Genomic DNA, 12,591 nt, shown 5'->3' with positions numbered 1-12,591 from the left:
AGAGGAACGACACTTCATGTCCGAATCATCGGAAACCCTTAAATCCATGTTGATCGGCGGCGAATGGATCGCGCAGGAAGACGCCGCGTTCGAATCCGTCAACCCCGCCACCGGGACCCGCAACTACCTGATCAGCGCGGCCTCCGAGGCCCAGGTCGACCAGGCGGTGGAGGCCGCCTGGCAAGCGCAGCGCCAGCCCGCGTGGCGCGACATGCTGCCGCACCAGCGCGCCGCGATCCTGCGCCGCATCGCCGACGGCATGGACCAGAACGCGCCCCTGCTCGCCCGCCTGCAGATGATCGAGAACGGCAAGGTGTGGGCCGAATGCAAGGCCCAGGTCGCCAGCGCCGCCGCCACCTTCCGCTACTACGCCGGCGTGTGCGAGACGCTGGGCGCGGAAGTCACGCCACCGCGCGGCAACTACCTGTCCATGACGCATTACGACCCGTATGGCGTGGTCGTGGCGATCACGCCGTGGAACTCGCCGCTCACGATGGAAGCGCAGAAGGTCGCGCCGGCGCTGGCCGCGGGCAACGCCGTGATCCTCAAGCCGTCCGAAATCACCTCGTCGCCCGCGCTGGCGCTGGGACGCATCGCGCTCGAAGCCGGGTTGCCGCCGGGCATCCTGAACGTCGTGACCGGACTCGGCGCGACGGTGGGCCGGCGCCTCGTCGAACACCCCGGCGTGCGCATGGTGTCGTTCACGGGCGGCACCGCCAGCGGCCGCGCGATCGCGCATGCGGCGGCCGAAAAGCTGATGCCCGTGGCCCTGGAGCTGGGCGGCAAGTCGCCGCACATCGTGTTCGAAGACGCGGACCAGGACGCCGCCATCGAAGGCGTCATCGGCGGCATCTTCGAAGGCAGCGGACAGTCCTGCGTGGCGGGCTCGCGGCTGTATGTCCAGCGCAGCATCGCCCAGGGCTTCATCGACAGGCTCGTGGCGCGCGCCGGCAGCCTGAAGGTCGATCTGCCCGACGCCGACGGCGCGCAGATGGGGCCGATCGCATCCTTTGGCCACCGCGAGAAGATCGAAGGCATGGTCGATGCCGCGCGGCGCGACGGCGCGCACGTCCTGCTGGGCGGAGAACGACCCGGCGGCGATGCCCTTGCGGCGGGCGCGTTCTACCGCCCCACCATCCTCGGCGGCCTGTCGCGCGACGCGCACGTGGTCCGCGAGGAGATCTTCGGGCCGGTGCTGTGCGCGCTGACCTTCGAGGACGAGGACGACCTGGTCGATCAGGCCAACGACAGCGCGTACGGCCTTGCCTCGGGCATCTGGACGGCGGACTACCGCCGCGCCTGGCGCGTCGCCAAACGCCTGGAAGCGGGCAGCGTGTGGATCAACACCTACAAGCAGCTTTCCATCTCCACGCCCTTCGGCGGCTTCAAGCAGAGCGGCATCGGCCGCGAGAAAGGCGTGAGCGGGCTGCGCCTGTACCAGCAGTCCAAGGGCATCTACTTCGGCATGTAGGCCGCGCGCCTTTTCCCAAGACCAATCATGGCCGCGCGCCGCGGCCTATCCATTACCTCATCGGAGACCATCCTCATGCCTGAATTCCAACGAGCCGGCTTCATCGGCCTGGGCGTCATGGGCGAACCCATCTGCCGCAACCTGGCCGCCAAGGGCGGCGTGCCCGTGCTGGGCTGCGACAACGACCCCGCCCCCTTGCAGCGCCTGGCGCCGCACAACGTGGCCGCGGCGACGGCCCCGCAGATCATGCGCGAGTGCGACGTGGTGTTCCTGTCCTTGCCGTCCGGGGAGGTCGTCGCGCAACTTGCCCGCGCGGCCGACGGGCTGCTGGCGAATGCGCGCAGCGGCCAGTTGATCGTGGACCTGAGCACCTCGCCTGTCGACGTGACGCGCGAATTGGCCGGCGAGTTCGCCGCCAAGGGCGCGACCTTCATCGACGCGCCCGTGGCCCGCACGCGCGCCGCGGCCGAGGCCGGCACGCTGTCGGTCATGATCGGCGGGGATGAAGCGTCGTTCGCGCGCGTCAAGCCGCTGGTCTCGACCTTTGCGAACGAAATCACGCATTGCGGCCCCGTCGGCAGCGGCCAGGTCGTGAAGATCCTGAACAACATGGTGCTGTTCGAAACCGTGCTGGCGCTGTCCGAAGCCCGTGCGATCGCGCGCCGTTCGGGCGTCGATCCGCGCGTCCTGCTGGAGACCTTCACGCGTGGATCGGCGGACAGCTTCGCGTTGCGCAACCACGGCTTAAAGGCTATCCTGCCCGCAGACTTTCCCGAAAAAGCCTTCCCCGTGGACTACGCCCGCAAAGACCTGCGCTATGCGCTGGCGCTGGCGGAACAGACCGGCGTACAGGCGCTGGGAGCCCGCAACGTGGATCACTGGTTCGACGCAGCGATCGCCCAGGGGCACGGCAACCGCTATTTCCCGGTCATCAGCCGGGTGATCGATCCGGAGTCGGGAACCCCCACGTAATCACCCCCTATCTTTCCCATGAGTCGTACCCCTACTCAGGATAATTCCACCGACGGCGTCGCCGCCGTCGAACGCGCCCTGACCATCGTCGGGGCCGTCGCGCAACGCACCGATCCCATCACGCTTGCCGATCTTTCCCGGGCCACGGGGTTCTACAAGAGCACGCTCTTGCGGCTCATCGCTTCATTGGAAAAGGCCGCCCTGGTGGTGCGCCGCGCCGACGGGCGCTATGCCCTCGGCCCCTACGCCCACCACCTGGGCCGCGCCTACGAAGCCACCTATCGACTGACCGAAACCATCCTGCCGCTGCTGCAGGCGCTGGTCGACAAAGGCACTGAAAGCGCGTCGTTCCACGTCTACCACGACGCGCAGACGCGCGTGTGCCTGCTGCGGGTGGATTCGCACCACTCCACGCTGGATCGCATCCGCGTCGGCGACCTGCTGCCGCTGGACAAGGGCGCGGCGGGCAAGCTGCTGACGGCCTATCTGGTCGATGGAAAATCCCCCGCCGAGGCCGGCCTGATGCTCACGTCCATGGGCGAGCGCGATCCCAATTGCGCCGCGGTGGCCAGCCCCGTGTTCGGCCCCGACGGGGACCTGTGCGGCGCCATTTCCCTGTCCGGTCCGAAAGAGCGCTATTCGCCCGCTGCCGTCAAGAAAATGGGCAAGCTGGTGCAGGACGCGGCGGCCGAGGCCACCCGCGCGCTGGGCGGCCGCTGGCCGTCAGGCAAATAACAGGAAGGCGGGCGTACGCTGTGGGCTTTGGACCGCGAGCCCAGCCCATGCACAGCAGACGCGATTTCCTGCGCGGCAGCGCCACTCTGGCAGGCGCCGGCAGCGCGCTGGCGCTGTTTCCCGCGGCCATCCGCCGCGCCCTGGCCATCCCGGCCAACCGCCGTACCGGGTCGATCCGCGATGTGGAGCACATCGTGATCTTCATGCAGGAAAACCGGTCGTTTGACCATTATTTCGGCGGCCTGGAAGGGGTGCGTGGCTTTGGCGACCGCTTTCCGATACCGGTGCCCGACAGCCCGCAGGCGCGTCACCGCACCGTCTGGGCCCAGTACAACGACAAGCCGGACGAAGGGGCGCCGCGCACCGTGCTGCCGTACCGGCTGGACACGCGGGCGGCCTACGAGGCCATGCGCCTGGCCAGCACGCCGCACACCTGGTCCAACGCGCAGGACGCCTGGGACGCCGGCCGCATGGGCAACTGGCCGGCCGCCAAGAAAAACCACTCGATGGCCTATTACGGCGAGGCTGACCTGCCCTTCCAGTACGCGATGGCGCGCGCCTTCACCGTGTGCGACGCCTACCATTGCTCGTTCACCGGCGGCACCAACACCAACCGCCTGTTCCTCTGGACCGGCACCAACGACGGCCTGGCGCAAGGCAACGGCCCGGCGCTGGGCAACGCGTACAACAAGCTCACCGGCGGCGATCCGGCGCGCGCCTATACCTGGACCACGTATCCCGAACGGCTGGAACGCGCCGGCGTCAGTTGGCGCATCTACCAGGACATGGCGGACAACTACTCGCTCAATCCCACCGCCGGGTTCAAGGCCTACCGCGACGCGTATCGCGGCCTGCCCGGCGCCGTCGCGGCATTGAAGGACAAGGCGCTGACCACCCGCGGGCTGGATCTGCTGCGCCAGGACGTGCTGGACGGCACGCTGCCGCAGGTATCGTGGATCTGCGCGACCCGCGCGGGGTCCGAACATCCCAGCCCGTCCAGCCCGGCCCAGGGCGCGGACTACACCGCGCGCGTGCTCGATGCGCTGACCGCCAATCCCGCGGTGTGGAGCAAGACCGTGCTGCTGCTGATGTTCGACGAGAACGACGGCTTTTTCGATCACATGCCGCCGCCCGCGCCGCCGTCGCGCAACGCCGCGGGCGAACTGGCCGGCGCGTCCACCGTCGACACCCGGGGCGAATATCACGAACATCTTTCCGGCGTCGAACAGGACGACACGCCCGCGCACCTGCACGGCGTCTACGGGCTGGGTCCGCGCGTGCCGATGTACGTGCTGTCGCCCTGGACGAAGGGCGGCTGGGTCAATTCGCAGGTCTTCGATCACACCTCGGTGCTGCGCTTTGTCGCACAGCGCTTCGGGGTGGACGAGCCGAACATCTCGCCGTGGCGCCGGGCGGTCTGCGGCGACCTCATGTCCGTGTTCGATTTCGCCGCGCCGGACGACCAGGACATGCTGCGCACCCTGCCCGCCACCGCCGAGCGCGCGGCGCGCGCCGCAGCCCTGCCCGGCACCGTCAAGCCGCCGGCGCCGCTCGCACCCGCGCCGGCACGCCAGCATCCCGGCGTGCGGCCGTCGCGCGCCCTGCCCTATGCGCTGCAGGCCCACGCCCGCGTCGAAGACGGCCGCGTGTTCCTGCGGTTCGAAAACACGGGCGCCGCGGGCGCGGTGCTGCACGTGTACGACCGGCTTGACCTCGCAAGCGGGCCGCGGCGCTACACGGTCGAGGCGGGCAAGGTGCTGGAAGGCGCATGGAACACCGCGCCGCACGGCCGCTATGACCTCTGGGTGCTGGGCCCCAATGGCTTTCACCGGCACTGCGCCGGACAGGCCCGGCCCGCGTCACCCGCGCTGGACGTGACGGCTGACTACCCAGGCGCTGGCGCGCTGTTGCGACTGTCGCTGCATAATCCCGACGCGCGGCCGCGCGCCTGCCGCATCGCCGCCAATGCCTACGACCACCCAGGCACAACCGAGATCGCGCTGGCTCCCGGCGAGACGCGCGAGCTCGCCTGGGACATGTCCGCGAGCGGCGGCTGGTACGACATCAGCGTGCAAGATGGGGACGACGCGGCGTGCCTGCGCCGCCTGGCCGGGCGCATCGAAACCGGCGCGCACGCCACGTCGGATCCGGCAATGGGCAACGAATTGATCCTGCAATGGACGCCGCTGCCCTGAGCGGGCCGGCAAAAGAAAACGCCGGCGCCTCTCGGCGGCCGGCGTTCTTGCGCGCGGTGCGGTCCCCGGTCAGGCCGCCTCGGCGCCCTTGCCCAACCCCAGGTAGCTTTCGATGACCTTGGGATCGCCGGCCAGTTCGCGCGCCGGGCCGTGCAGGATGACCTCGCCGGTTTCCAGCACGTAGCCGTAATCGGCCACCTGCAGCGCCGCGCGGGCGTTCTGCTCGACCAGCAGGATCGCCACGCCGGTCTCGCGCAGCCGCGCGATGATGTGGAAGATCTCGCGCACGATGCGCGGCGCAAGCCCCAGGCTGGGCTCGTCCAGCATCAGCAGGCTGGGCTTGGCCATGAGCGCGCGCCCCACGGCCAACATCTGGCGTTCGCCGCCGGACAGGGTGCCGGCCTGCTGGGCGCGCCGCTCGCGCAGGCGCGGGAACAGGTCGAACACTTCGTTCAGCGTGTCGCGCCAGCCGCTTTCGCGGGCGCGGTAGCGGCGAAAGCCGCCCAGCAGCAGGTTGTCTTCCACCGACATGGTGCCGAAGAGCTCGCGGCGTTCGGGCACCAGCGACATGCCGGCCGCCACGCGGCGCTCGACCTGCCAGCCCGACACGTCCGCGCCGGCATACTGCACCGTGCCGGCCGCGTGACCGGTCTGCGGCAAGGAGCCCATGATGGCGTTGAGCATGGTGGACTTGCCGGCGCCGTTGGCGCCGATCACCGTGACGATGCTGCCGGCCGGCACGCTGAGCGTGGCGCCCACCAGCGCGCCGACCTTGCCATAGCGGGCCGACAGGTTGCTGACTTCGAGAACAGGAGTCGTCGTTGCGTTCATCACACGCCTCCCGCGGGCACGGGCTTGGCCTGGTCCGCTTCGGGCAGGTCGTCGTCGATGCCGCCAAGATAGGCTTCCAGCACCGCCGGGTCCTTTTGCACGTCGGCCGGCACGCCTTCGGCCAGCTTCGTGCCGAAATCCATCACCACGAGGTGGTTGGTCAGGCGCATCACAAAATCCATGTCATGTTCGACGAGCAGAATGCTCATGCCTTCCGCGCGGAGCTGTTCCAGCACGCGCGCCAGGTCCTGCTTTTCCTTGTAGCGCAAGCCGGCAGCCGGTTCGTCCAGCAGCAGCAGCACCGGATCGCAGGCAAGCGCCCGCGCGATCTCCAGGATGCGCTGCTGGCCGAGCGCAAGGTTGCCCGCCTGCTCGTACAGGAATTCGCCCAGGCCCACCCGCTTGAGCTGCTGGGCAGCTTCATGCAGGAGCTGCGCCTCGCGGGCGCGGTCCGAGTGCAGGGCGCCGGACAGCACGCCGACGTCCGAGCGCAGATGCGCGCCCAGCGCCACGTTTTCCAGCACGGTCATGCCCGGCAGGAGCTGGACGTGCTGGAACGTGCGGCCCACGCCCATCTTGGCGATCTCGCGCGCCGAGCGGTTGTCGATGCGCTGGCCCATGAAGGTGACCTGGCCGCGCGTCACCGGCAGCACGCCGCTGATCAGGTTGAAGGTGGTGCTCTTGCCGGCGCCGTTCGGGCCGATCAGGCCCATGATCTCGCCCGAGCTGACCTTGAAGGAAATGTCGTTGACGGCGACCAGGCCGCCGAATTCCTTGCGGATGGCGTCGACCTCCAGCACCACCTGGCCGGCTTGCGGGCGCTCGCGCGACGGCAGCGCCGGCGCCGATGCGGGCGGCGCCAGGTTGCGGCGCGATCCGTCCGCGCCGGTGACACTGCCCCACCAGCCCGCCAGGATCGGCCACAGGCCGTTGCGGGCGAACTGCAGCATCAGGATCAACAGCACGCCGAAGACGATCATCTCGAAGTTGGCGTTGGTGTCCAGCAGCCTGGGCAGCAGGTTCTGCAACTGGTCCTTCAGCACCAGGATGACGCTGGAGCCGAGCAAGGCGCCCCAGACGTAGCCGGCGCCGCCGACCACCGCCATGAACAGGTATTCGATGCCGTAGTTCAGGCCGAAGGGGCTGGGACTGACGGCGCGCTGCATGTGGGCATACAGCCAGCCCGACAGGCAGGCCAACAAGGCCGCCCACACAAAGATCACGATCTTGTAGGCCGCCGTGTTGACGCCCATGGACTCGGCCATGCCCGCCCCGCTCTTGAGGGCGCGAATGGCCCGGCCCGGACGCGAGTTGAGCAGGTTTCGCGTGGCCCACAGCGCCAGCAGCACGAACACCCAGATCAGGTAGTAGATGTGGCGGCCGCTGGCCAGCGAGATGCCGAAGATGCTGATGGGCTCGATGCCGGCAATGCCGTCATGCTTGCCCAGCCAGTCGATGTTGCCAAAGAGGTAATACAGCGACAGGCCCCAGGCGATGGTGCCCAGCGGCAGGTAATGGCCGGACAGGCGCAGCGTGATCGCGCCCAGCAGGTAGGCCACCACGGCGGTCAGCACCAGGCCGGCGGGCAACGCCAGCCAGGGCGACACGTCGTATTGCGTGGTCAGGTAGGCGGTGGTGTAGGCGCCCAGGCCCACGAAGGCCGCCTGGCCGAAAGACGTCAGGCCGCCCACGCCGGTCAGCAGGACGAGCCCCAGCACGACCAGGCTGGCCAGACCGATGTAGTTGAGCTGTGTCACCCAGAACTCGGGCGTGGCCGAGACCAGCGGCAGGCCCGCCAGGACGACGAGAAATACGGCAAGCAGAATGCGGTTCATGGCTTTATTCCTCTTCGTCCGCGTGATGGATGCTGAACGAACGCCAGACGAGAACCGGAATGATCAGGGTGAAGACGATCACTTCCTTGTAGGCGCTGGCCCAGAACGAAGAGAACGATTCCAGCACGCCGACGAGCAGCGAGCCCGCCGCCGCGATGGGATAGCTGGCCAGGCCGCCGATGATGGCGCCCACGAAGCCCTTCAGGCCGATGAGGAAACCGGTGTCGTAGTAAACGGTGGTGATGGGCGCGATCAGCATGCCGGACACCGCGCCGATGCCCACGGCCAGCGTGAACGTCAGCGAGCCCGACATGTTGGTGCTGATGCCCACCAGCCGTGCGCCGCGGCGGTTGACGGCGGTGGCGCGCAGCGCGCGGCCGTACAGCGTCTTGCCGAAGAACAGCCACAGGGCCAGGATGAGCAGCGCGCAGGTGGCGACCACGAAGAGGCTTTGCGCCGACCAGGACATGAATCCCAGGTCGACCTGCCCGCTGACGAACGCCGGCGTGCGCCAGCCCTCGGCGCCGAAGAACACGAGCGCCAGGCCCATCAACGCGAAATGCACGGCGACCGAGACGATCAGCAGCACCAGCACGGTGGCTTCGGCGAGCGGCTGGTAGACGATGCGATAGACCATCGGACCCATGGGGATCACCAGGAACAGCGTCAGCAGCATGTTCAGCCACAGCGAGTTGTCCGGGGCGGTGTAGGTCTTGGTCAGCCAGAACAGCGCCAGCGGCAGCACGACGCAGGTGGCAATGGTTTGAGGCAGGCCCGCGGCGTTGCGGGTACGCAGCGCCCGCAGCAGTTCGAGCGCCAGGCAGACGAGCCCCAGCAGCGGCAGCAGATAGGCGGTGCCCGGCACTTTGCCGTCCACCAGCATGGCCAGGGTCAGGGCGCCGAACGCCACGAACTCGCCCTGGGGAATGAAAATGACGCGCGTGACGGCGAAAACCAGCACCAGAGCCATGCCCAGCAGGGCATAGATGGCGCCGTTGACGACACCGTCTTGCAGCAGGATCAGCGCAATTGATGAATCCATCGAACAACTACCTTGTGGTTTCTTGGTGTCCCGACCCCATTCGGAACACTGATACGACACACCGGCCGGAAAGGCCGGTGCGACGTACTGACGGGCTGCGCGGCAAACGGTGAGCCGCCGCGCGCCGAGCGCCCGTGGATCGGGCCGCCCGGGATAGGGCTGCCCGCGATGGGGCTACCCGATCGCGGGCGATCTGGGGAATCACAGGCCGGGCTGGTAGACCCACTTGCCGTTTTCCACCTTGACCATGACGCGCGAACGCTCGTCAAAGCCGGCGTGGTCCGTGGGCGACATGTTGAACACGCCTTGCGAAACGGCCAGGTCCTTCACGCCTTCCAGCGCGTCGCGCATTGCGGCGCGGAATTCCGGCGTGCCGGGCTTGGCGCCCGTCTTCAGGGCCACGGGCAAGGCGGCCACGACCAGTTGGCCGGCGTCCCACATGTGGCCGCCGAACGTGTTGGTCGAACCGGCGCCGTGGGCCTTTTCGTAGGTTTCGACGTAGGCCAGGGCCGACTTCTTGACCGGGTTGCTGTCGGGCAGTTGCGCGGCGACCAGCAGCGGGCCGGCCGGCAGCAACATGCCGTTGCAGTCCTTGCCGCAGACGCGCAGCACGTCGTTGTTGGCGGCGCCGTGGGTCTGGTAGATGGTGCCGCCGTAGTTGCGCGCCTTCAGTTCCTTTTGCGGCAGCGCGGACGGGGTGCCGGCGCCGGCGATCAGGATGGCGTCGGGCTTGGCGCCGACCAGCTTGAGCACCTGGCCCGTCACGCTGGTGTCGGTGCGGCCGTACTTTTCGACGGCGACGATCTCGATGCCCTTGGCCTTGGCGGCCTTTTGCATCACGTCCAGCCAGCCGTCGCCGTAGGCGTCGGCAAAGCCGATGAAGCCCAGGGTCTTGACCTTGGACTTGGCCATCGCGTCGGCCAGGGCGCCTGCCATCAGCGCGTCGTTCTGCGGGGTCTTGAAGACCCAGCGGCGCTTGTCGTCCACGGGCTCGACGATCTTGGCGCTGGCCGCCACGCTGATCATCGGCACCTTGGCCTCGGCGGCCACGTCCACCATGGCCAGCGATCCCGGCGTGATGGAGGTGCCGATCAACACGTCGACCTTGTCGTCCGACGCCAGCTTGCGCGAGTTCTTGACGGCTTGGGTCGTGTCGGTGGCGTCGTCCAGGACGATCCATTCGATTTTCTGGCCGGCAACTTCCTTGGGCAGCAGGGCCACGGTGTTGCGCTCGGGGATGCCCAGGGAGGCGGCGGGACCGGTGCTGGCCACCGTGACGCCCACCTTGACCTGTGCGCTCGCCAGAAGCGGCAGAGTCAGGGCTACAGCGGCGGCGGCCGCGGACAAGCCGAAGTGCTTGCGCATGTTTTTGTCTCCTGTGTATGGCTCTTGTGTGCCTCGAACGAGGCGAAGCGAGCCTGTTTAAAGTTATACAGAAAAAAATATTATATGGTTAAAACAGTATCAGATGACCTGGCGCAACTACGGTAATTCCCTGATGTGCTACGGAAATGTGCTCCGGAAACCACGATCTGTCTAACGCATTTGTTAATGGCGAACTTGTACTTGAAAGGGTGGCGAGCGTCAGTTGGGGGATTCCCTTGGGATGATCGGGGGCAATGCCGGCCTCAGCGGCCCAGCATCGGCCACACCCGCTCGACGCGCGACGCCACCCAGGCGGCCACCACGGCCTTGACCAGGTCGCCAGGCAGGAACACGGCGACCGCCGCCGCGGCCTTGGCCAGGTCCATCTTCGCCACCGCCGACAGCCACGGCACGCCGAACGCATACACCACGGCAATGCCGCCCACGACGCAGGCGGCCACATAGCCGGCCAGGCCCATCCAGGTGCCCGATTTGCGGGCGGCCAGGCGGCGCGCCAGCCAGCCCGTCACGAAGGCGCCCGCCACCATGCCGACCAGAAACCCGCCGGTGGGACCGAAGAACGCACCCAGGCCGCCACGGCCGCCGGGCAGCACCGGCAGGCCGACCGCCGCCAGCGCCAGGTACAGCAGGCACGCCAGCGCGCCGCGCACCGGGCCCAGCATCGCCCCGGCCAGCATGGCGCCCAGGGTCTGCAGGGTGATGGGCACGGGAATGCCGGGCATCGGAATCGGCGGCATCAGGCTCAGAACGACGATCAGCGCCGCGAACAGCGCGACCAGCACCGTGTTACTGGATTTCATGGCTTTTCCCCCTTTGTTGATGGTTACGGCGCGCAGCCGTCAGACGCTGCGCGCATCGATCGCTTCGGAAACTTCCTGGGCCCGCTTCAAGGTCAGCACGATCAGCGGCACGATCAGCGCGACCGGGTTGGCGCCCAGCCCGCGCGCGGCCTGGGCTTCGCGGATCTCCTGGAAATTACGCCAGATTTCCGGCACGAAGCGCAGCGCCAGCGCCAGGGCCAGCGCCACCTTTTCGGCATCGACAAGGCCCGTGCGCTCCAGCGGCCGCAGCGCCCCTTCACAGACGGCGATCAGGTCCGAGGTGCGCGTGGCCAGCGTCACGGCCAGCGCCAGGCCGACCATGGCCGCCACCCGCAGCACGACCGCCAGGGCGTCGGCTGGCCCCTGAAACCAGCCGGTGAACGACGCCACGGCGAGCAATATCCAGATCAGTCCGCGCACCTGGCGCCAGACCGCGGCGGCGCCGACGCCGGTCGACCAGACCAGCGCCGCGGAAAATCCCAACGCCAGCGCCAGCCAGACCGGGTCGCGCAGCAGGAAGAGCCCCGCGCCGGCCGCCATCAGGGCCAGCAGCTTGACCCACGCCGGCAGGCGGTGCAGCGGCGTGGCGCCCGGGACGTACAGCGGCTCCATCATCCGCAGTGCTCCCGGTACCAGCGCAGCGCGGCCGCGGGCGTGTCGTCGGCCGCGATCGCGCCGTCGCGCACGACCAGCACGCGGTCAAAGTCCTCGAGCAGCTCCAGGTCGTGGCTGACGACGATGGCATCATGGGGCAGCCCGGCAATGGCGGCGCGCACGCGGTTGCGATTGCGCAGGTCGAGCTGCGTGGTGGGTTCGTCAAAGACGATGAGCGCGGGCTCCATGACCAGCACGGCGGCCAGGGCCACCAGCTGGCGCTCGCCGCCGGACAGCGTATGGCTGCTGCGGTCGGCCAGGTGGCCGACGCCCAGGCTGTCCAGCCCGGACTCGATGCGGGCCTCGCGCTGCCGCCGGTCCGGCGCCAGGCGCTTGAGCCCGAAGGCCAGGTCCTCGCGCACGATGGGAAAGACGATCTGGTTTTCCGGGTTCTGGAAGACGAAGCCGACGCGCGCGCGCACGGCCTTCAGGTCGTGCCGCGTATCCAGCCCGTCCACCCGCACCTTGCCCGAGGATGGAATCACCAGCCCGTTGACCAGGCGCGCCAGCGTGCTCTTGCCGGCGCCGTTGGGGCCGACGATGCCGATGCGGCGTTCGGCCAGGGTGACGCTCACCCCGCGCAACACTTCCGCCTGGGGCGTGGATACTACCGCCTGGTCAAACTCGATTAACATGGGGCGGGATTATG

The 12,591-nt window shown here is 68.5% G+C and carries 11 protein-coding genes; 4 read left to right on the top strand and 7 right to left on the bottom strand.

What is annotated here, in order from left to right:
• The first annotated feature begins 16 nt into the window (after positions 1-16).
• The 4 genes from BMW75_RS05635 to BMW75_RS05620 all read left to right on the top strand — a co-directional run bounded on the left by BMW75_RS05635 (position 17) and on the right by BMW75_RS05620 (position 5,373).
• Positions 17-1,471 (top strand): aldehyde dehydrogenase, encoded by a 1,455-nt coding sequence (locus BMW75_RS05635; RefSeq protein WP_092577729.1) that lies wholly within the window; start codon positions 17-19, stop codon positions 1,469-1,471.
• Between the two features lie 75 nt (positions 1,472-1,546).
• On the top strand, positions 1,547-2,443 hold the full coding sequence (locus BMW75_RS05630; protein WP_092577727.1) for an NAD(P)-dependent oxidoreductase: 897 nt from the start codon (positions 1,547-1,549) through the stop codon (positions 2,441-2,443).
• Positions 2,444-2,461: 18 nt separating this feature from the next.
• Positions 2,462-3,178, top strand: a complete 717-nt coding sequence (locus BMW75_RS05625; RefSeq protein WP_076519326.1) for an IclR family transcriptional regulator — start codon at positions 2,462-2,464, stop codon at positions 3,176-3,178.
• A gap of 47 nt (positions 3,179-3,225) precedes the next feature.
• The gene (locus BMW75_RS05620) at positions 3,226-5,373 is read left to right on the top strand and encodes a phosphocholine-specific phospholipase C (protein WP_092577724.1); all 2,148 of its coding nucleotides are present in this window, start codon (positions 3,226-3,228) and stop codon (positions 5,371-5,373) included.
• Between the two features lie 69 nt (positions 5,374-5,442).
• Here the strand turns inward: BMW75_RS05620 and BMW75_RS05615 are convergent, their stop codons facing one another.
• The 7 genes from BMW75_RS05615 to BMW75_RS05585 all read right to left on the bottom strand — a co-directional run bounded on the left by BMW75_RS05615 (position 5,443) and on the right by BMW75_RS05585 (position 12,577).
• Positions 5,443-6,204 carry an ABC transporter ATP-binding protein gene (locus tag BMW75_RS05615; protein WP_092577721.1) on the bottom strand — a complete coding sequence of 254 codons (762 nt, stop codon included), beginning with the start codon at positions 6,202-6,204 and terminating at the stop codon, positions 5,443-5,445.
• Positions 6,204-8,039, bottom strand: a complete 1,836-nt coding sequence (locus tag BMW75_RS05610; RefSeq protein ID WP_092577720.1) for a branched-chain amino acid ABC transporter ATP-binding protein/permease — start codon at positions 8,037-8,039, stop codon at positions 6,204-6,206. Before BMW75_RS05610 ends, BMW75_RS05615 begins: the two co-directional genes overlap by 1 nt.
• A gap of 4 nt (positions 8,040-8,043) precedes the next feature.
• On the bottom strand, positions 8,044-9,081 hold the full coding sequence (locus tag BMW75_RS05605; RefSeq protein ID WP_092577717.1) for a branched-chain amino acid ABC transporter permease: 1,038 nt from the start codon (positions 9,079-9,081) through the stop codon (positions 8,044-8,046).
• Positions 9,082-9,282: 201 nt separating this feature from the next.
• Positions 9,283-10,446: an ABC transporter substrate-binding protein gene (locus BMW75_RS05600; RefSeq protein WP_092577714.1), complete on the bottom strand. Its 1,164-nt coding sequence runs from the start codon at positions 10,444-10,446 to the stop codon at positions 9,283-9,285.
• A gap of 263 nt (positions 10,447-10,709) precedes the next feature.
• Positions 10,710-11,267: a biotin transporter BioY gene (locus tag BMW75_RS05595; RefSeq protein WP_092577711.1), complete on the bottom strand. Its 558-nt coding sequence runs from the start codon at positions 11,265-11,267 to the stop codon at positions 10,710-10,712.
• 39 nt (positions 11,268-11,306) lie between these two features.
• On the bottom strand, positions 11,307-11,903 hold the full coding sequence (locus tag BMW75_RS05590) for an energy-coupling factor transporter transmembrane component T family protein (RefSeq protein WP_092577708.1): 597 nt from the start codon (positions 11,901-11,903) through the stop codon (positions 11,307-11,309).
• A complete protein-coding gene (locus BMW75_RS05585; RefSeq protein ID WP_076519318.1) occupies positions 11,900-12,577 on the bottom strand; it encodes an energy-coupling factor ABC transporter ATP-binding protein in 678 nt (225 codons plus the stop codon). Before BMW75_RS05585 ends, BMW75_RS05590 begins: the two co-directional genes overlap by 4 nt.
• Between the last annotated feature and the right edge of the window lie 14 nt (positions 12,578-12,591).

The sequence above is a fragment of the Achromobacter sp. NFACC18-2 genome (assembly GCF_900108985.1).
Classification (GTDB): domain Bacteria; phylum Pseudomonadota; class Gammaproteobacteria; order Burkholderiales; family Burkholderiaceae_B; genus Achromobacter.
Note: the sequence above shows the minus strand (reverse complement) of the source record. Positions and strands in the feature narration are given on the sequence as shown.

Bases quoted from the DNA above. Each gene is read 5' to 3' on its own strand.
- BMW75_RS05610 (WP_092577720.1), bottom strand. From the start codon at position 8,039: ATGAACCGCATTCTGCTTGCCGTATTTCTCGTCGTCCTGGCGGGCCTG.
- BMW75_RS05585 (WP_076519318.1), bottom strand. From the start codon at position 12,577: ATGTTAATCGAGTTTGACCAGGCGGTAGTATCCACGCCCCAGGCGGAA.
- BMW75_RS05630 (WP_092577727.1), top strand. From the start codon at position 1,547: ATGCCTGAATTCCAACGAGCCGGCTTCATCGGCCTGGGCGTCATGGGC.
- BMW75_RS05620 (WP_092577724.1), top strand. From the start codon at position 3,226: ATGCACAGCAGACGCGATTTCCTGCGCGGCAGCGCCACTCTGGCAGGC.
- BMW75_RS05595 (WP_092577711.1), bottom strand. From the start codon at position 11,267: ATGAAATCCAGTAACACGGTGCTGGTCGCGCTGTTCGCGGCGCTGATC.
- BMW75_RS05635 (WP_092577729.1), top strand. From the start codon at position 17: ATGTCCGAATCATCGGAAACCCTTAAATCCATGTTGATCGGCGGCGAA.
- BMW75_RS05605 (WP_092577717.1), bottom strand. From the start codon at position 9,081: ATGGATTCATCAATTGCGCTGATCCTGCTGCAAGACGGTGTCGTCAAC.
- BMW75_RS05590 (WP_092577708.1), bottom strand. From the start codon at position 11,903: ATGATGGAGCCGCTGTACGTCCCGGGCGCCACGCCGCTGCACCGCCTG.
- BMW75_RS05615 (WP_092577721.1), bottom strand. From the start codon at position 6,204: ATGAACGCAACGACGACTCCTGTTCTCGAAGTCAGCAACCTGTCGGCC.
- BMW75_RS05600 (WP_092577714.1), bottom strand. From the start codon at position 10,446: ATGCGCAAGCACTTCGGCTTGTCCGCGGCCGCCGCCGCTGTAGCCCTG.
- BMW75_RS05625 (WP_076519326.1), top strand. From the start codon at position 2,462: ATGAGTCGTACCCCTACTCAGGATAATTCCACCGACGGCGTCGCCGCC.